This window comes from Pseudomonas sp. NPDC098747 (genome assembly GCF_044760045.1).
In the GTDB taxonomy this organism is placed as follows: domain Bacteria; phylum Pseudomonadota; class Gammaproteobacteria; order Pseudomonadales; family Pseudomonadaceae; genus Aquipseudomonas.
The window spans coordinates 50895-69269 of record NZ_JBIWAL010000004.1 but is presented as its reverse complement, the minus strand read 5'-3'; the positions used below and the strand labels follow the sequence as shown (position 1 = coordinate 69269).

The 18375-nt window shown below is 58.8% G+C and carries 14 protein-coding genes and 1 pseudogene; 5 read left to right on the top strand and 10 right to left on the bottom strand.

From position 1 onward, the window contains the following. The first annotated feature begins 107 nt into the window (after positions 1 to 107). The gene (gene xerC, locus ACIQVE_RS03665; RefSeq protein ID WP_402804901.1) at positions 108 to 953 is read left to right on the top strand and encodes a tyrosine recombinase XerC; all 846 of its coding nucleotides are present in this window, start codon (positions 108 to 110) and stop codon (positions 951 to 953) included. Here the strand turns inward: xerC and ACIQVE_RS03660 are convergent, their stop codons facing one another. The 5 genes and pseudogenes from ACIQVE_RS03660 to ACIQVE_RS03640 form a co-directional block, all read right to left on the bottom strand. Beyond that, positions 954 to 1502 carry a membrane integrity-associated transporter subunit PqiC gene (locus ACIQVE_RS03660; protein ID WP_402804662.1) on the bottom strand — a complete coding sequence of 183 codons (549 nt, stop codon included), beginning with the start codon at positions 1500 to 1502 and terminating at the stop codon, positions 954 to 956. A 16-nt stretch (positions 1503 to 1518) separates the two neighbouring features. Then, positions 1519 to 3174: an intermembrane transport protein PqiB gene (locus tag ACIQVE_RS03655; RefSeq protein ID WP_402804660.1), complete on the bottom strand. Its 1656-nt coding sequence runs from the start codon at positions 3172 to 3174 to the stop codon at positions 1519 to 1521. A 216-nt stretch (positions 3175 to 3390) separates the two neighbouring features. Continuing rightward, positions 3391 to 4728, bottom strand: a pseudogene (locus tag ACIQVE_RS03650) (NAD(P)/FAD-dependent oxidoreductase); the annotation flags it as partial. Further along, on the bottom strand, positions 4689 to 5777 hold the full coding sequence (locus ACIQVE_RS03645; RefSeq protein WP_402804658.1) for a polyamine ABC transporter substrate-binding protein: 1089 nt from the start codon (positions 5775 to 5777) through the stop codon (positions 4689 to 4691). The pseudogene ACIQVE_RS03650 and the gene ACIQVE_RS03645, both read right to left, overlap by 40 nt. Before the next feature lie 158 nt (positions 5778 to 5935). Continuing rightward, the gene (locus ACIQVE_RS03640; protein WP_402804656.1) at positions 5936 to 7294 is read right to left on the bottom strand and encodes a glutamine synthetase family protein; all 1359 of its coding nucleotides are present in this window, start codon (positions 7292 to 7294) and stop codon (positions 5936 to 5938) included. Between the two features lie 160 nt (positions 7295 to 7454). On the opposite strand from ACIQVE_RS03640, the gene ACIQVE_RS03635 reads away from it, so the two are divergent. The 4 genes from ACIQVE_RS03635 (at position 7455) to ACIQVE_RS03620 (ending at position 12373) form a co-directional block, all read left to right on the top strand. Then, on the top strand, positions 7455 to 8363 hold the full coding sequence (locus ACIQVE_RS03635) for a helix-turn-helix domain-containing protein (RefSeq protein WP_402804654.1): 909 nt from the start codon (positions 7455 to 7457) through the stop codon (positions 8361 to 8363). Between the two features lie 83 nt (positions 8364 to 8446). Further along, positions 8447 to 8956, top strand: coding sequence for a sigma-70 family RNA polymerase sigma factor (locus ACIQVE_RS03630; RefSeq protein ID WP_402804652.1), 510 nt, complete (start codon positions 8447 to 8449; stop codon positions 8954 to 8956). Next, on the top strand, positions 8956 to 9903 hold the full coding sequence (locus ACIQVE_RS03625; protein WP_402804650.1) for a FecR domain-containing protein: 948 nt from the start codon (positions 8956 to 8958) through the stop codon (positions 9901 to 9903). Before ACIQVE_RS03630 ends, ACIQVE_RS03625 begins: the two co-directional genes overlap by 1 nt. Before the next feature lie 67 nt (positions 9904 to 9970). Continuing rightward, positions 9971 to 12373, top strand: coding sequence for a TonB-dependent siderophore receptor (locus ACIQVE_RS03620; RefSeq protein WP_402804648.1), 2403 nt, complete (start codon positions 9971 to 9973; stop codon positions 12371 to 12373). Here ACIQVE_RS03620 and ACIQVE_RS03615 read toward each other — a convergent pair. From ACIQVE_RS03615 to hemA, 5 genes are read right to left on the bottom strand one after another with little or no spacing between them, the layout of a single operon-like run. Continuing rightward, positions 12343 to 13539 (bottom strand): MFS transporter, encoded by a 1197-nt coding sequence (locus ACIQVE_RS03615; RefSeq protein ID WP_402804646.1) that lies wholly within the window; start codon positions 13537 to 13539, stop codon positions 12343 to 12345. The two genes, ACIQVE_RS03620 and ACIQVE_RS03615, sit on opposite strands and share 31 nt — an antisense overlap. Positions 13540 to 13592: 53 nt before the next feature. After that, on the bottom strand, positions 13593 to 15443 hold the full coding sequence (gene asnB, locus ACIQVE_RS03610; RefSeq protein WP_402804644.1) for an asparagine synthase (glutamine-hydrolyzing): 1851 nt from the start codon (positions 15441 to 15443) through the stop codon (positions 13593 to 13595). 23 nt (positions 15444 to 15466) lie between these two features. Next, positions 15467 to 16534: a Gfo/Idh/MocA family oxidoreductase gene (locus ACIQVE_RS03605; RefSeq protein WP_402804642.1), complete on the bottom strand. Its 1068-nt coding sequence runs from the start codon at positions 16532 to 16534 to the stop codon at positions 15467 to 15469. After that, positions 16531 to 17037, bottom strand: coding sequence for a GNAT family N-acetyltransferase (locus ACIQVE_RS03600; protein WP_402804640.1), 507 nt, complete (start codon positions 17035 to 17037; stop codon positions 16531 to 16533). Before ACIQVE_RS03600 ends, ACIQVE_RS03605 begins: the two co-directional genes overlap by 4 nt. Continuing rightward, a complete protein-coding gene (gene hemA / locus ACIQVE_RS03595) occupies positions 17034 to 18266 on the bottom strand; it encodes a 5-aminolevulinate synthase (RefSeq protein ID WP_402804638.1) in 1233 nt (410 codons plus the stop codon). The genes ACIQVE_RS03600 and hemA overlap by 4 nt, the downstream gene beginning before the upstream one ends. Between the last annotated feature and the right edge of the window lie 109 nt (positions 18267 to 18375).

The window sequence follows — 18375 nt, the reverse complement described above, 5'->3', positions numbered from 1 at the left end:
CAAGGCCCTTTCGTTTGATTGACTTGTCGAGTACCCCATCTTCCCCGTCCAACACTAATCCGCTGACGCTTTATCTGGCACGCCTGGCGCCTTCCAGCCAACTGACCATGCGCTATGTCCTGCAGGACGCCGCCGACCGCCTCGGTTTCGAAGAAGAAAATATCGAGGAAATCCCCTGGCACGCACTGCAACCCGAAGATGTTGTTGCCCTGGTCGCCGCATTGCGCGCCGACGGCTATGCGCCCAACACGTCTTCGTTGTACGTCAATGCCGTGCGCGGGGTGATGAACGAAGCCTGGCGCATGAGCCTGATCAGTCAGGATCACCTGCTGAAAATCCGTTCGGTCAAAGGCATCGCCGGCACGCGGCTGTCGCAGGGGCGTAATCTCAAACGCACGCTGATTCGCGAATTGATGGAAGTCTGCGCCGCCGATCCGCGTCCGCAGGGGCTGCGTGACGCCGCAGTGATTGCGCTGCTGTACGGCACCGGCATGCGCAAGTCCGAGTCGGTGGATCTGGATTTGAATCAGGTCGATTTCACTGAGCGCAGCCTGACTGTCATCGGCAAGGGCAACAAACAACTGATCAAGTACGCCCCGGCGTGGGCGTTCGCCAAGCTCGATGCGTGGTTGGAACTGCGTCGGTCACAGCTCAAGGAAGGTGAAAGCGATGACGGGTTTCTGTTCAACCGCATCCGGCGTGGCAGCCATATCACCCGTGAGCGCATCACCAAACACGCGATCTACTACATCGCTCGTCAGCGCGGCACACAGGTCGGGGTGAAGATCATGCCCCACGATTTCCGTCGTTCGTTCATCACCCGGGTGATCGAAGAGCATGATCTGTCGATCGCGCAGAAGCTTGCGCATCACAGCAACATCCAGACCACCGCCAACTACGATGTGCGTGATGACAACGAGCGGCGGCGGGCGGTGGATCGCTTCGATCTCTGATCAGGAGGAGGGTGGGCAACCGCGTGAACCGGCAGCCTGAGTGATTTGTGCGGCCAGACGTTTGACGTTGTTTTGCTGCGCCGAGACCAGTTCGTCGATGCTTGGCCCTGATGGCGTTTGCAGGACGGAACGGCAGGTCAGCAGTGAACTGTCAGCCGCGCCGAGTGGCCGCAAACGCCATTTGACGTCGATCAAGCCGTACTGGCCGGGAATCGAATCAAAGCGTTGCACGTCCACGCGCACCGAGAGTTTCTGCTGGCCGCTGGCGCTGCTCAGTTGATCGATCAAGGCACTGCGCAGTTCATCCGCAAGCGACGCGCCCCACCATTCCGTCTCCAGTATCGCCAGACCACTGTTGCCCTGGCGGATAACGATTTGTGGGCGATCGACTTGCGGCGGAACGGTGATGCCTTCAATGGCGATCTCCGAGCCGCTGCGGCCGGCACCCGGCTGGACCGGGGTCAGGGTATGAAAGCTGATCGGGTCGCTGCGGCAAGCGCCAAGCAGCATAAACGCAGCGAGCACGGTGATCTTCAGCGGTAAAGCCATGGTTTAGCTCCTGTGCTCAATTGCGTGGCGGCCCTTTGAGGTCCATCGGCCCAGCGTTTTCGGGACGCCCGCGAATCAACGATTCCGGATGACGGCCCAGATAATCCGAGAACTCACGCAGGGAGCGCGACATGCGTCCAAGTTCGTCGAGGGTCTCGTTGATTTTTTCCCGCTGCGGTGAATCCTCGGCCAGTGTCGAGTTGGCGGACTGCAAGGTTTTGCTGACGTCGGCGAGGGTGCTCTGCACGCCCGGCAAGGTTTTCGCATTGAACTGGGTCAGGCCTTTGCGCAACTCGACCAGGTTGCCATCGAGGTTGTTGGCGATCCGTTCAACCGGCAGTTTGTTGATCTTGTCGACCATCGCTTCGAGTTTTTCCTGCAATTGTTCGAGACTGCCAGGCACGGTCGGTATGACCACGGGGCGAGCAGTTGGATCGAAGGTGACTTTCTCGGCTTTAGGGAAGAAGTCCAGCGCCACATACAACTGGCCCGTCAGCAGGTTGCCACTGCGGGCCTGGGCGCGCAGGCCATTTTCGATAAAGGTGCCCATCAGGCGTATGCCAGCGGCTTCGTCATTGGGGTCGTGCTTGAACGCCGTGAGCATTTTGCTGTAGGCCAGGCCGAGGCGCTGCGGGTAAATGACGATGCCGACGTTCAGCGGAAAGCTACGCTTTTTCGCGTCGAAATCCAGATTGATCGCCACCACGCGGCCAATCTCCATGCCGAGGAACTCCACCGGTGCGCCCACCTTGAGGCCGCGCAGGGATTGGTCGAAGCGCAGGCTCAGGTATTGCGCCTTGCCGTTGGGCGGGGCGAGGGCAGTTAGTTGGTCTTCGAACAGTTCGAATTTTTTGTTATCAGCCGCAGCGACATCGTTGGGGCTGTAATCCGGCGCACGGAAGGCGATGCCGCCGACCAGCATCGACGATAACGACTCGGTCTTGACCTGGAAGCCGTTGGCGCCAACGCTGACATCGATGCCACTGGCGTTCCAGAATCGGGTGTTTTCGGTGACGAAGGCATCGTTGGGCGAGTGAATGAACACTTCGATGTCGACGCCTTTGCCGTCCGGCGCGAGGGTGTAGGCGACCACTTGGCCCACCGGGATCTTGCGGTAGTAAACCGGCGAGCCGATGTCCAGCGAGCCGAGATCCTGAGTGTGCAGCATGAAACGCTTGCCCGGTTCGCCGTAGGTAATCGGCGGCGGGTTCTCCAGCCCCTTGAACTGTTTGGCGCGGTTGTTGGCCTGGCCAATGTCGGCGCCGATGTAGTCGCCGGAGAGCAGGGTGTCGATGCCGGAAACTCCGCCAGCGCCAATGCGTGGGCGTACTACCCAGTATTGTGAGTCTTCTCGGGTAAAGCTTTCGGCCTGCTTGGCCAGTTTGATGGTGGCGTTGACGCTTTTCTGGTCGTCGCTCAATTCAACCTCGGTGACCTGACCGATCACCACGTTGCGGTATTTGACCTCGGTCTTGTTCGCCACCAGACCGCTGCCGGTCTTGAAGTTGATGGTGATGGTCGGCCCTTCCTGCATCAGGTTGTGCACCACCAGCGAAATACCCACAAGCACCGCGACAATCGGCACGATCCACACCAGCGATATGCTGAAGCGACGGGTTTTGATGGGCGCTTGACCTGGTGCTCGTGGCTCGTCGATGGCTGACGACTTCATTCCTGTCCTCCTTTAATAATTGGGCACTGAGCGTCAGGAACGCAAAAGCACTTCATCAATATAGAAGTGCTTAGCGATAGAGCAAATATGACTAGCGCAAGGACGCTATGAATACTGATTCGAAGGTGAAATGTACACATCAATTTGTCTGGCAATGGACGTTCCCACGTAGAGCATGGGAACGATCATCATCGCGGGATTGGCGTGGTTATCGGGTTAACCCATGAGTTCGCGCAGGCGATACCAGAACATGCCCAACGCCAACAAAGGCGAACGCAGGGCCGGGCCGCCGGGGAAGGTCATGTGCGGCACGCCGCTGAACACGTCCATGCCCTGACTGTGGCCAACATGAATCGCCTCGCCGAGCAGTTTGGCGCACCAGTGGGTGACGTTCAGGCCATGGCCGGAATAGCCCTGGGCATAGAACACGTTCGGGTGCTGTTTGAGGCGCCCGACTTGAGGAAAACGGTTGGCAGTGATACCGATCTTGCCGCCCCACTGATAATCGATGCGCACGTCGGCCAGTTGCGGGAAGACCTTGAGCATCTTCGGGCGCATGTAAGCGGCGATGTCTGCCGGGTCTCGCCCGGAGTAATGACAGGCACCGCCGAACAGCAAGCGCCGGTCCGCCGAGAGCCGGTAGTAATCGAGGCCCACTTTCTGATCGCACAGGGCCAGGTTCTGCGGGATCAGTTGCGCGGCGCGTTCTGCGGACAAAGGCTCGGTGGCGATGATGTAGCTACCGGCGGGCAACACTTTGCCGCTGAGTTGCGGTTCGAGCTCATCCAGATGCGCGTTGCACCCGAGCACCAGACTGCCGGCACGCACAGTGCCCGTGGCGCAGCGCACCTGAGCCGTTGCGCCGTGGATGATTTCCACTACCGGGCTCTGCTCGAATATTTTCACGCCAAGTGACGCCGCCAGTCGCGCTTCGCCTTGCACCAGATCCAGTGGATGCAGGTGCCCCGAGCCTATGTCGATCAGACCGCCCGCATAACCCTCGGCATTCACCACTTGCTGGCGAATCTGCTCAGGTCCGACCAGTCGGGTTTCATGGGCGTAGCCGAGTTCGGCGAGGCTGACTTGTTCGTCCTTGAACGCTGCAAATTGCGCGGTCGTATTCGCCAGCTCACAGAAGCCCCAGCGCATATCGCATTCGATGCCGTTGTCAGTGATGCGCTGGCGCACCAGGTCCACCGAGTCGATCCCGGCGCGCTGTAAATAGCGCACACCTTCCTGACCCACATACTTGGCGAAACCTTCGACTTCGTGGCCAATCCCGCGGATCAACTGGCCGCCGTTGCGACCACTGGCGCCCCAGCCAATCCGCCGCGCCTCGATCAACACCACCGACAGCCCGCGCTGAGCCAGTTCGATGGCGGTGTTGACCCCAGTGAACCCGCCGCCGATCACGCAGACATCGACGCTCAGATCACCGTCCAGGACAGGGTAGGGTGTGGTCGCCCGAGCCGAGGCTGCGTAGTAGGAGCGGGCGTGTTCGTGGCTGTGCTGGTTCATTTGTTTGACTTCACTTTGCTCCAGGAACGGGTCATCAAACGCATGATCGCCTGGGGCGGGGTAGAGGAGATGTAGAGCTTGTCGAGCACCGCTTGCGACGGATAAACCTCAGGGTTGTTGACCAGCTCCTGATCCATGTACTGCTTGGCGGCCGGGTTCGGGTTGGCGTAACCGACCGAACCGCTGACCTTGGCGATCACTTGCGGATCGAGCAGGTAATTGATGAAGGCGTGAGCTTCTTTGGTATTGCCCGCGTCGGCCGGAATTGCCAACAGATCGAACCACAGGTTGGCGCCTTCTTTCGGGATCGCATAGGCGATGTTCACGCCGTTCTTGGCTTCTTTGGCACGATTGGCCGCCTGGAACACGTCGCCGGAATAACCGAAGGCCACGCAGATGTCGCCATTGGCCAGGTCCGACACGTATTTCGACGAGTGGAAGTAGGTGATGTACGGGCGAATGCTCAGCAGTTTGGCTTCGGCTTTCTTATAGTCTTCGGGATTCTCGCTGCGTGGGTCCAGGCCCATGTAGTTGAGGATGGCCGGGAAGACTTCGTCGGCGGAGTCCATCATCGACACGCCGCACTGGCTGAGTTTTTTCAGGTTTTCCGGTTCGAACAGCACGGCCCAGGAATCGATGTGATCGATGCCTAGCACTTGCTTGACCTTGTCGACGTTGTAGCCGATGCCGTTGGTGCCCCACAGATACGGCACGGAATGCTCGTTGCCCGGGTCGTTTTTCTCCAGCAGTTCGAGCAGTTTCGGGTCGAGGTTCTTCCAGTTCGGCAACTGCGCGCGATCCAGCTTGAGGAACGCCCCGGCTTTTACCTGACGGGCGAGGAAGTGGTTGGACGGCACCACCACGTCATAGCCAGTACGGCCGGCGAGGAGCTTGCCTTCGAGAGTTTCGTTGGAGTCGAAAACGTCGTAGATCACCTTGATCCCGGTCTGGCTCTGGAAGTCGGCGAGAGTGGTTTCACCGATGTAGTCAGTCCAGTTGTAGACGCTGACCTTTGGCTGGGCATGGGCTACGGCACTGAACAAAACGCTCAGGCTGAGCGGGATCAGGGATTTCAATAGACGCATATCGACACCTCTTCTTGGAGTTGTTGGATTATTCAGGCGTTCATCTTCCCCTGTGGGAGCGAGCTTGCTCGCGAATGCGTCAGTACAGGCACCATCGACGTCGCCTGACTCACCGCTTTCGCGAGCAAGCTCGCTCCCACAAGGGATTTACGCAGGTATCAGACGCTCATCATCAGGAACTCGCGCTCCCACGAACTGATCACGCGCTTGAAGTTTTCATGCTCGGCACGCTTCACCGCGACGTAACCACGGACGAACTTGCTGCCCAGATACTCGGCCACGGTGGCGCACTCTTCCATCTGCGTCAGCGCTTCTTCGATGGTGATCGGCAGGCGCAGGTTGCGACGCTCGTAAGCACGACCTTCGACGCCCGCACTTGGCTCGATCTTCTCGACCATGCCCAGGTAACCGCAGAGCAGACTTGCGGCTATCGCCAGGTAAGGGTTGGCATCGGCGCCCGGCAAGCGGTTTTCAACACGCATCGCCTCAGGGCTGGACGTCGGCACACGCAAGCCGACGGTGCGGTTTTCTACGCCCCATTCAACGTTCACCGGCGCCGAGGTGTCCGGCAGGAAGCGGCGGAACGAGTTCACGTTGGGCGCAAACATCGGCAGGACTTTCGGGATGTACTTCTGCAAACCGCCGATGTAATGCAGAAACAACTCGCTCATCTGCCCGTCAGCGGTGGCGAAGATGGGTTTGCCGGTGGCGATTTCCACCACGCTCTGGTGAATATGCATGGCGCTGCCCGGCTCGTCGCCGATCGGCTTGGCCATGAACGTTGCGGCGACGTTGTGCTTGAGTGCCGCCTCACGCATGGTGCGTTTGAACACGGTGATCTGGTCGGCCAGATCCAAGGCGTCGCCGTGACGGAAGTTGATTTCCATCTGCGCCGGGCCGTCTTCGTGGATCAGTGTGTCGAGGTCCAGGCCTTGCAGTTCGCACCAGTCGTAGACGTCTTCGAACAGCGGATCGAATTCGTTGGCGGCATCGATGGAGAACGACTGCCGACCACTTTCGGCGCGGCCCGAGCGGCCCAGCGGCGCTTTGAGCGGCAGGTCCGGATCTTCGCAGCGCTGGGTCAGGTAGAACTCCATTTCCGGCGCAACAATCGGCTTCCAGCCTTTATCGGTGTAAAGCTGCAGGACTTTCTTCAGCACGTTGCGCGGCGACAGTTCGATCGGGTTGCCGAACTTGTCGAAGGTGTCGTGGATGACGATGGCGGTCGGCTCGATCGCCCATGGAATCACGTATACCGCATCCGCCACAGGCTTGCAGACCATGTCGATGTCGGCCGGGTCGAGCAGGTCGTAATAGATGTCGTCGTCGACAAAATCCCCGGTTACCGTTTGCAGCAGCACACTTTCCGGCAGGCGCATGCCTCGCTCATGCAGGAACTTGTTGGTCGGTGCGATCTTGCCGCGGGCAATGCCGGTCAGGTCGCTGACCACACATTCAACTTCGGTAATCTTGTGATCTTTCAGCCAAGTGAGCAGCTGATCGAAAGGGGCATTCATAAAGACCTCGTTATTGGTTTTATTGACGCCGGGGAGGGCGGGTTTCATCTTCCGCCCCTTCCCCTGTAGCGCGTTGACGACTATCTTGGGCGAGCCTTGCAGTTCCATCTATCCACTTTAAACACACCAAAGCGCACCAAAAGAGTGCGCAAGGTCGCCCATGACAACGTGCAATTCGCTCCAGGTCCAAGCATTCAATACCGCCGATGTGGCCGAGCAAGTCCGCGCCACGCCGGGCTGGGTCCAGCATTACCAACAGATGTCGCCGGGCCATTTCGCCGGGCAGATTCGCTATCTGGATCTGCAAGGTGTCGAGGTCTACGAAGAGCAGATGAACACCCGGGTCGAGCAGAATTTCAGCGCACCATCGGGTGCTTTGGCGTTCTGTTTTGATCGCAGTGACAACGCGCTGTACCTGCTCAATGAAGAGAGCCGCAACATCTGGATCACCCCGGAGAACTACCAGGAAATTGCCGTGGTGTTCGGCCCGGAATTCGTCCGCCAACACGGTCTGGATGTGGCCAAACTCGAAGGCTTGTTCATGGCGCCGCTCAATGGCGGACAGAACGCCTTGTTCAGTCGCTGGTTAAGCTCAACTCTCACGAAGTTGACGCAACCGATTGATCTGATTGAAAAAGAGGCACTGACTCAGCAGTTGCTTGAAGACTGCCTGTTTATCCTCGATAACGCTCGGGTGCATCTGGATCGCGGCGGCTTGCAGCGCCGGACCGAAGAGCGAACGATCATGAAGCGCGTCGGCGAATGGGCTGCGGATTCACCCGAAGACACGCTGAATCTGCTTGAGCTTTCGCAGGTGGCCGGTGTTCCGCTGCGGCAGTTGCAGCAAGCTTTCAAGCATTTCACCGGGATGACGCCGAGCCATTGGTTGCGCTTGCGCCGGTTGAACAGCGCGCACCGCGAATTGCTCAAGCGCAGACCGACGGAAACCACCGTTGCAGAAGTGGCCATGCACTGGTCGTTCTGGCATCTGGGGCGGTTTTCCAGCAGCTACCGGGCGCTATTCAAAGAGCTGCCGAGCGAGACCCTCAAGCGTTCGCGCATGGCCTGACCAATAAAAAGACCTTTGTGTCACACGCGAAGTTAATTAGAATCAGTCTCATTTGAATCTAACTTCGCGCAGGGTCTCTTGAGATGATTGAAGCAGCAGCGCCCTCGGAGCAGAACCTGCACGACCTGTACCGGGATCATCGGGGCTGGCTGGAAACCTGGCTGCGGCGGCGCATGGGCAACGCCTGGGATGCAGCGGATCTGAGTCAGGACACCTTCATGCGCGTGCTGTGCAGTGCGCAACCCCTGGTCGATATTCAGGAACCGCGAGCCTATCTGCTGACCGTGGGCAAACGCCTGCTGAGCAATTTCTACACCCGTCGCAACCTCGAAAAAGCCTATCTGCTAGCACTGGCGCAATTGCCGGAGGAGAGCGTGCCTTCGCCGGAGCAGCGTTGGTTGCTGCTGGAAACCCTGCAAGCGCTGGATGAGTTGCTTGATGGTTTGCCGCGAGCAGTGCGCCGAGCATTTTTGTGGAGCCAGCTCGAAGGGCTCGGCTATCGCGATATTGCCGAACGCTTGCAAGTCTCTGAACGCACGGTCAAACGCTACATGGCGCAGGCGTACGAGCATTGCTTGCTGGTGGATTTCTGATGCGTGTTGCCCCAAGCGACGAAGCGCGTGAAGTGGCTCGGGCTGCTGCGCATTGGTTGGCGTTGCTGGAATCGGGCGAGGCCACGGATGACGATCACAAACGCCTGCAAAACTGGCGCAGCAGCGATAACCGCCATGAAAACGCCTGGCAGAAGATTCAGCTGTTGCGAGAACGTTTTTCCGGCCTGCCTTCAGCATTGGCCATGGCCACACTGGATCGCCCGGATCCGGCACGCCGGGCAGCACTGAAACGTGCGCTGGGTTTGGCGGCACTGGTGCCGGCGGCGTGGCTGATCAGTCGGCCATTGCCGCTGGACGTCTGGCGCGCTGATTTGTACACCGGCACTGGCGAGCACAGCCAAACACTGTTGGCGGATGGCAGTTCGTTGCGGTTGAACACGGACAGTGCGGTCAACGTTGATCTGGCTGCCCGTCAATTGACGCTGGTGCGCGGCGAGATAGCGCTCAACGTTCCCGGCCAGTCAGCCATGATGATCAACGCGCCTTACGGGCGAATCAACGTCAGTCGCAGTGAAGTCTGCCTGCGTCTCAGCGAGCGTGAATGCCGCGTCTCGGTGGTCAGTGGCGCGGTGCAGTTGCAACCGCTGCACGGGCCGGCGCTGATTTTGAATCAAGGCCAGCAGGTCAGTCTGCAAGCGTCGGGCGCCGGACCTGTCGCAGCGTTCGATGCCTTGATGCCGGGCTGGCGTGAAGGTGTGTTGATGGCGCAGAACCAACCGCTGGGGGATTTCCTGCGCGAGTTGAGCCGTTATCGTTCCGGGCTGTTGCGCTGGGATCCGGCGCTGGAGTCTTTGCGCATCACCGGCAGTTTCCGCCTCGACAATACCGATCAAGTCCTTTCATTACTGGCAGCGAGCCTGCCAATCGACGTGCATACGCGCACCCGTTACTGGGTTTCTCTCGTCCCGCGAAAAAACTTTGCCTGAAGGCTGTCCCTTTTTTTCGCGTCGCTGGTCATTCCAGGCAAGTGAACAAAATCGAGAGCCTCTTCCAATGCCCGCAGTATTCCCAAGTCGTTTGCGTCCGTTGTTGCAGTTGAGCCTGTTGCTGAGCCTGAGTGCCAGCCCCATTTTGATGCCGACCAGTTGGGCCGATGGCGCCGAGCGCCGCAGCTATCAAGTGCCGGCCGGCAATCTGAGCGCGGCGTTGACGCGTTTTGCCGGATTGGCCGGGGTCAATCTGTCGGTGGACCCAGCGCTGGTCAGTGGGCGGAACAGCGCAGGTCTGTCCGGTGAATATGGCGTGGAGGAGGGCCTCACCCGGTTGTTGCTGGGCAGTGGTTTGCAATTGCAGCCAGTGGGCAGCAATGCCTACACCCTGATTCCGGCGGCGGACGGCAGCAGCCTGCAACTGGCGCCGACCTCGATTCTCGGCGCCACCGGCTCGTCGGATGCCGACGTGTTTGCCGGTGGCCAGGTCGCACGGCGAGGCTCGCAAGGGCTGTTGGGGTCCAAAGATTTCATGGAAACCCCGTTCAGCATGACCACTTACACCAGTGAGGCGGTCAAGAACCAGCAGGCCCGAACCTTGGGCGATCTGATCGCCAGTGATCCTTCGGTGCGCGCGACTAACCCTGCTGGCGGGCGTTACGAGCAATTCACCATCCGCGGCTTCAGCCTGTTCAACAGTGACGTTGCCTATAACGGGCTCTACGGCGTGTTGCCGACCTACACGATCGACATGGAAATGGCTGATCGCGTCGACATCATTAAAGGCCCGAGCCAACTGATCAACGGCATTTCACCCCGGGGCAGTGTGGGCGGCGGGATCAACGTAGTGCCCAAGCACGCTACCGACAAGCCCATCACTTCGTTGACGACCAGTTACGCCTCCAACAATCAGCTCGGCGGTGCTGTGGATGTCGGTCGACGTTTCGGCGAGGACAACCAATTCGGCCTGCGTTTCAACGGCGTCAAACAGTCAGGCGACACCGAATGGGATCACCAGAGTGTTGATCGCGAGATGGTCGTGCTGGGCCTGGACTTTCGCGGCGAACGTCTGCGCCTGTCGACCGATATCGGTCATACCGAGCGCGATACGGACGCCCCGCAAGAACGTGTTCAGGTGGCGGCCAACGCCAAGGTTCCAAACGCCAACGACGTGCGCGACAACTACGCGCAACCCTGGAGCCAGGCGCGAACCAAGGACACCTTTGGCACGGTCAACGGTGAGTTCGATGTCAGCGATTCGGTGATGGTGTACGGCGGTGTCGGCGCACGCAAAAGCAACCATGACTTCCTGCGCCATGCCGTTTCGGTCACCAACGACGCCGGCAATTTCAGCGTGTTGCCACGGGATTTCACCCGCGACGAGAATGTCCGTACCGCCACGGCGGGCGTGCGTAACTGGTTCCATACCGGCCCGGTAAGCCATGAGGTCAATCTGGCAGCCAGCTACTTCTACATGGACTTCGAAAACGGCGGCGCGCGTTATGCGGCGGGACGCAGCAACCTGTACGACCCGGTGACAACTGCCAAGCCCGGCACACCGACGCGTTATGACGCCAAGGTCTATACCGAAAACCGTTTCAGCGGCGTGGCGTTGTCCGACACGCTGGGGTTCTTTGATGATCGTCTGTTGCTGACCCTCGGCGCTCGCTGGCAGCGGGTAAAGGTCGACGACTGGAGCGACGATGTGAAGGGCGATACCGCTTACGACGAGGAAAAAATTTCGCCGTCGGGCGGCATTCTGTTCAAGGCAACCGACAAATTGTCGCTGTACGCCAATTACATGGAAGGTTTGAGTCAGGGCAAGATCGCGCCCTCGACCTCGGTGAACGAGGACGAAATCTTCCCGCCGTTCATCAGCCGTCAAGTCGAGGTCGGCGCCAAATACGACGCCGGCGCGTATGCATTGACCGCTGCGGTGTTCCGGATCAAACAACCAGCCTACGAAACCAACGCGACAACGCGGGTATTCGGTCCGAACGGCAAACGGCAGAACAATGGGGTTGAACTGAGCATGTTCGGTGAGCCGCTGAAAGGCTTCCGACTGCTCGGCGGTGTGATGTACATCGACAGCGAGTTGACCCACACCACCAACGGCACTTTCGACGGCAACCGCGCACCGGCAACGCCGAAATACAACGTCAACCTGGGCGCTGAGTGGGACGTGCCGACGGTGCAGGGGCTGACGCTGACCGGACGCGGCATCTATTCCAGTTCGCAGTATCTGGATCAGTCCAACCAGAAGGAAATCGACTCCTGGGAGCGCCTTGACGTGGGCACGCGTTACGCGTTCAAAGTCGATGACAAAAACATAACCCTGCGCGCCAACATCGAGAACGTACTGGATAAGCGCTACTGGAGCTCGGCTGGCGCCTCGGACGACAGCGAGCCGGGATTGACGCTGTCGACGCCGCGAACCTATCTGCTGTCGGCCACTGTGGATTTTTGAACGCTTTCTCGCATATTCAGATGCACCAGCTGCAACAGGGCGGCGACAACGGATATCGCGCCTGCGCAGATGGCCAATGTCCAGCCCGGCATTTGCAGGAGCAAAATGAAGCCTCCGGCTGCTGCACCCATGGCGCTGCCCAGATAGAGCGCTGATTCGTTCAGGGCCACAGCAAGATTGCCATCGCCCTTGTGATCGCGAGCTGCGATCAACTCGTTGTTTTGCGGCACTTGCAGCGCCCAACCTACGGCGCCCCATACAGCAATCGGGATCATCGCCAGCCAAGGCGTTACGGCAGCGGCGGCCGGCAGCGCGAACAACGAAACACTGAGGATGACCAGAATCAGAAACGTCAGCATCGGCCCTTTGATCCGGTCCACCAACGGCCCGACCAGGAAACTGCCCGCGACACCGCCCAGGCCCCAAACCCAAAGATACGGCGTGATGTTGTTGACGCCGCCATAGGCCGGGTCAGCCATCAGGGGAACCATGAAGGTGTACATGCCGAGACTGGCGACAGCCGCCAACAGCGAAACCAGCAGAATGGTCATCACGTTGCGGTCGCCCAGCAGGGCGAGCTTACGGCTGATAGGCATCGCCGGCCCGGCAGGGATGGCTGGCAGTTTGACCAGCAGGCCCAACCAGGAAATCAGCCCGAGGAATGCCACCAGCCACAGCGCCATTTGCCAGCCAAACCTTTCAGCGAGCAACAGACTTACAGGCACTCCAAGCACCGTACCGCTGGCCATGCCGCCCATGATCACGGCAATCGCCTTGCCCCTCAATTCGGGAGCGCAAACAGCCGCCGATGCCGCGATGCCGGTGGCTAGATAGACACCTGCGCCGATGCCTGCGATGGCTCGACAGACCAGCAGTGCAACAAAGTCATCGACCAGGGCACTAGCCACGTTGGCCGCTACGAACAACGCCAAAGCGACCAGCAGGCCAAACCGTTGTCGTTGCGCCGGCAGTATCGCCACGAAGAGCGGCGAGCCAATGCCATAAGCCAGCGTGAACGCAGTGACCAGTTGCGCTGCCACGGCCACTTGCACATTGAAAGCTTGCTCGATCATCGGGATCAGGCCGGCAGTGACATAGGAAGCCATCCCCAAGGCAAAAGCGCCAATAGCGATGAGATAAACGGGTGCCGGTATTGTTTTGGACATAAGTTACTCCTTGTGCAAAGCAGGGGGCGTGACTCCGCAGCCCCCAGGTTTGATCAGATCACCAGATTGACGTCGTACTCGGTGAGCCAGGCGTTGAGGCCCACTGCCAACTCCATGCCCATGCGATCGTACATAGGCGAGTTGTCGCCCAATTGGCGGGCGAGGGTGGTAGTGACTTGCTGGCTGTCGAGAAGTGCACGAACCGGCGCGTTCGGATCTGCCATGATTGCGGCAAGATCAGCGCGCAATACGGCTTCATAGGCAGGATCCTGCGTCGACGGATACGGGCTCTTCACGCGATCAGAGATCGAAGCGGGGAGCAGGTCCCGGGTCGCGGCGCGCAAGATGCTTTTCTCTCGGCCATCAAATGCCTTGATCTCCCAAGGGATGTTGAAGGCATATTCGACCAGTCGGTGATCGCAGAACGGCACCCGAACTTCGAGGCCAACCGCCATGCTCATGCGATCTTTGCGGTCCAGCAAGGTTTGCACAAAGCGTGTCAGGTTCACGTACGTCATCTCGCGCATACGCTTATCCGTTGCGCTTTCGCCCGGCAACACCGGCACATCGCGCAGTGCTTGTTGATACGAGTCGGCAACAAACTCGTTCATCGACAGTTTTTCCATCAAGCCTTTGGCGAACAGCGGTTTGCCGTCGAAATACTTGCCGGTCACCGACGTCAGCCAAGGGAAGGTGTCTGCCTGGATTGCATCCGGGTCGTGGAACCAGCGATAGCCGCCGAACACTTCATCGGCGGACTCGCCCGAAAGCGCGACGGTCGAGTGCCGACGCACTTCTTCAAAGAGGCGATAAAGCGAAGGCCACATGTCACCCCAGAATGCGGGCGGCAAGTCCAGCGCCCGAATCACTTTCGAACGCAGTTCCGGATCAGCCATCTCGCGGCTGTCGAGCAGGATCTCACCGTGGGTTGAACGGATCTTCTGCACCAGATCTTTAACGAATGGTGCATCTGGCGTTCCGCGCACGGCATCGCTGGTGAAGCCACCGCCGTGGTCCATGAAATCCAGTGAGAACGAACGAATGTTTTCCTTGCCCGCCGCCAGCAGTTTTTTCGACGCCAGTGCGGTGATGATCGATGAGTCGAGCCCACCGGAAAGCAAACTGCACAGTGGAACGTCCGCAACGATCTGACGGTCGACGATGTCTTCGAGCAGATCACGGGTGTGCTTGATGGTTTGTTCGAGGCTGTCGGTGTGTTCTTTTGCCTCCAGCTTCCAATAACAATGGCGCTTGAGGCCGTTACGACTGATGGAGACGAACTCCCCCGGCAGCACTTCACGCATCCCTTCAAAAATGGCCTGGCCCGGGGTTTTGACCATTTCGAAGATTTCGCGCAAGCCGTCTGCACCGACGTTGCGTGGCACCAGAGGGTTGGCGAGTAAAGCCTTGGGCTCTGAGCCGAAGATTACGCCGTCTGCCGTTTCGAAGTAGTACAGCGGCTTGACGCCCATCCGGTCACGGACCAGATGCAACGTTTGCGTGTGCATGTCCCAGATCGCAAACGCGAACATGCCGTTGAGGTGTTCGGTGAAGCCTACGCCCCATTCAACATAGGCGCGCAGCACAACTTCCGTATCGCTCTGGGTCTCGAATTGATGCCCTCGGCTGAGCAGTTCGTTACGCAATTCGCGGAAGTTATACACCTCGCCACTGTAGGTGATGCTCGCCGCAACGGTGCCGGCATTACGCGCGAGCATCGGTTGGCGACCACCTTCCAGATCGATGATTGAAAGACGACGATGTCCAAGCCCCACTGGGCCATCGATCCATACACCGCCAGCGTCCGGGCCACGGTTGGCCATGGTCATGGTCATGCGCTCAAGCGTAGGTTGTTGGTGAATCAGGTCTTGGCTAAAAGAAAGCCATCCGGCTATACCGCACATAGTAAAACTCCTTGTTCAATTCTTTAGCCGAGACTTTCGAGGTCCGCGTCTTCCGGTATAAGGGTTCGCATGCCTGACTGGATGTATTGGACAGTGGTGCCCGTCAGTGACTGCGTGTCGATTTCATTGAGCAGCGTCTGCAGTTCAATCGTTGTCCCCAGCCCCGCGAAGGGTTGCCGGGGCTGCTCGCCGTTGACGACGAAACTCAGTACATCACGGCATAACCGACTGAGCTTGAGGATCGTTGCAGTCGATGGGTCAGTAGCGCTCTGATAGCTGCGCTGCTCCATTTCAACAATTGCGCCGCGTTCATCACGGGTCCAGATTCGCAGATGGTCGCTGTCCCAATCCGGCTCGTCGAACTCAAGCCTTGAGTGGATGATCCGCCCAGTTGGGTCGGCGAAGGTGAAGTCAACCGTGCGTTGCCGGTGGATATTCACGAAGCTTGCATAGCCCGCCACGGCGGCACCGCCGAGATCGGCGGTGAACATCACCGTGTCCAGCACATCGTTGCCGGAAATGGAGAAGTCCGACCTGATGCCGATTGCATGCTGTAATTTAAGCGGGGAGGGCGAAGGGCAGACCCAGCTCACGAGATCCAGTGCGTGGATAACCTCGCTGACAACTCCACAGGTCGGGCGGTAGTCGTTGAGCCGGTCTTTGCCCCAATGAAAACTTGAGCGCAAAAGTTGCCAGTCATTGACCTCAGCCAGTTGCTTGAGTCGGACGGTGGCTTGCGAATACCGTTCCACCAGATCCAGTGCAAAACCGCTGACATGGCGTAACCCCTGGCTGATCGCCAAGAGGTCGTCACTTGCGGTCAGCATTGGTTTTTCACAGATCACGAAGCCGCTGTAGCCGGCCAGATCGCCTAGTACCTCTGCATGGTTGATGTCATTGGCACTCACCACGACAATTTCGGGCTGCAGCTCTCGCAGTGCATCCTTGAGATCGGCGTAGTAAGGGAGACGGCTGTTTTTTTCTCGCCGGGAGCAATAAGAGAGCGTGACTTCGAAGTCCTGGCTCAATAGTTCAAATGCCCGCTGAAAGCGTTTGCCCGCATAGCCCAACCCGATAATCAGGATGTTCATGCGCATTGCTCCCGTGCTTGCCACGACCATATGTATTCGGTGCTGCGGTGATAGCCCATTCGTTGGTAAAGAGGTTCTGCAGCCGGGGTCGATTGAAGTACCACTTTGCCGACTTGCATGGTCTCGAACCAATTCATGAGCGCCTGCATCAAAACCCGTGACAGCCCCCGGGACCGAAACGCAGGCAGCACGACCATTGACTGAACCCAGCCGCACAAGCCGTTCAGGCAGTCCGGCCCAGGAGCCCGGCGATCAATGAAGCCGGTCACGCAGCCCACCACTTGGTCGCCGCTGATCGCTACCAGCAGTTGGGTTGCCGACGAACTTTCGAGCACTTCGTTGAGCCAGGTGGCATAGGTCTCTCGCCAGCGCTTTTTTTCTTCGATGGACGTGCAGGCATAACTCGCCCCCGAGCCTTCAAGCAGCAGCGCCCGCAACTCAATGACTGCGTCGAAATGCTCGCGGGTCGCTGGCCGTACGACTATTTCGTCGCTACGTATCACGCGACACCTCGCAGTTCGAAACCTGGTGCGAGCGCAATATCGAAATGCAGGAACGTCTCCTGCAACGCGGCGGCGAGGTGTTCGATTTGCGCCTCGCAGTGGTTGGGCGTCACGTTCACTCGAAAACGCTCCGTACCAATCGGCACAGAAGGCGAATTGATAGGTTGCAAGTAGACGGAGTGCGTATACAGCAGATGTTCAGCGGCCGCCTTGCACAAAGCGCCCTGGCCGATGAGTACCGGCAGAACGTGAGTGGTCGAGCACGGCATGACCGGGATGCCGTGCATCTGCAACTGATCGCGCAAATAGCGGGTTTTGGCATGCAACGCGTCTCGTTCGGTGTTGCTGGCCTTGAGGTGCTCGATACTCGCGATGCATCCCGCGACCACTGCTGGTGGCAGAGCGGTGGTAAAAATGAAGCCGGTACAGAGTGACCGAATGGCATCGATCATCGTATGGCTTGAGGCTACGTAGCCGCCAATAATGCCGATGGCCTTGGCCATGGTGCCCTGGATGATGTCCAACTGATCTTCGACACCCAGCTCGGCAGCCAGGCCGGCGCCCCGAGGACCATACATACCGACGGCGTGCACTTCATCCAGATAGGTCAGTGCATTGTGTTTTTTCGCGACCTGGGCAATTTCCGCAATAGGCGCACGATCGCCGTCCATGGAATAGATCGACTCGAACACGACGATTTTTGGCCGATCATGCGGATACAGCGAGAGCAGCTCTTCCAGATGAGCGACGTCGTTGTGACGGAACACGTGCCGGTCGGCCGTGACGGCCCGGATACCGTTGACGATGGAGGCGTGATTCAGTTCGTCACTGAACACCACGCAGTCCGGGAGTTGCCGGAGCAGGCATTGAAGGGTGGCATCATTGGAGCCAAAACCGGTCGGGAAGACCAGCGCCGCCTCCTTGCCATGCCATTCGGCGATGCTTCTCTCAAGCTGACCGAAAAGATTATGCGTACCACCGATGTTGCGCGACCCACCGGCACCAGCACCATAGCTGTCGACGGCATGATGCATTGCCGCTCTGACGCCCTGATGTTGGGACATGCCGAGATAATCGTTGCTGCACCAAACTACAACTTCGCTGTCATTATTGTCAGTGAGATGGGCCATAGGGTAGCGGCCGCAAATCCTGTTAAGCGTTGTAAATTGCCGATATTGCCCTGAGGAATGCAACGCCTCGAGCTTATCTTGCAGTAGAGCTTGATACATTCTTACTACTCCTTGGCATGGAATCTCGCGATAATCCTTCGCGGGTGTAAAGTGGCCGCTTGGTTCCCGGCCGAGCGGATTCTTTAACAACCTAATAGTTAGTACAATG

Bases quoted from the DNA above. Each gene is read 5' to 3' on its own strand.
- xerC (WP_402804901.1), top strand. From the start codon at position 108: ATGCGCTATGTCCTGCAGGACGCCGCCGACCGCCTCGGTTTCGAAGAA.
- ACIQVE_RS03655 (WP_402804660.1), bottom strand. From the start codon at position 3,174: ATGAAGTCGTCAGCCATCGACGAGCCACGAGCACCAGGTCAAGCGCCC.
- ACIQVE_RS03635 (WP_402804654.1), top strand. From the start codon at position 7,455: ATGACAACGTGCAATTCGCTCCAGGTCCAAGCATTCAATACCGCCGAT.
- ACIQVE_RS03620 (WP_402804648.1), top strand. From the start codon at position 9,971: ATGCCCGCAGTATTCCCAAGTCGTTTGCGTCCGTTGTTGCAGTTGAGC.
- ACIQVE_RS03645 (WP_402804658.1), bottom strand. From the start codon at position 5,777: ATGCGTCTATTGAAATCCCTGATCCCGCTCAGCCTGAGCGTTTTGTTC.
- ACIQVE_RS03605 (WP_402804642.1), bottom strand. From the start codon at position 16,534: ATGAACATCCTGATTATCGGGTTGGGCTATGCGGGCAAACGCTTTCAG.
- hemA (WP_402804638.1), bottom strand. From the start codon at position 18,266: ATGTATCAAGCTCTACTGCAAGATAAGCTCGAGGCGTTGCATTCCTCA.
- ACIQVE_RS03615 (WP_402804646.1), bottom strand. From the start codon at position 13,539: ATGTCCAAAACAATACCGGCACCCGTTTATCTCATCGCTATTGGCGCT.
- ACIQVE_RS03625 (WP_402804650.1), top strand. From the start codon at position 8,956: ATGCGTGTTGCCCCAAGCGACGAAGCGCGTGAAGTGGCTCGGGCTGCT.
- ACIQVE_RS03640 (WP_402804656.1), bottom strand. From the start codon at position 7,294: ATGAATGCCCCTTTCGATCAGCTGCTCACTTGGCTGAAAGATCACAAG.
- ACIQVE_RS03630 (WP_402804652.1), top strand. From the start codon at position 8,447: ATGATTGAAGCAGCAGCGCCCTCGGAGCAGAACCTGCACGACCTGTAC.
- ACIQVE_RS03660 (WP_402804662.1), bottom strand. From the start codon at position 1,502: ATGGCTTTACCGCTGAAGATCACCGTGCTCGCTGCGTTTATGCTGCTT.
- asnB (WP_402804644.1), bottom strand. From the start codon at position 15,443: ATGTGCGGTATAGCCGGATGGCTTTCTTTTAGCCAAGACCTGATTCAC.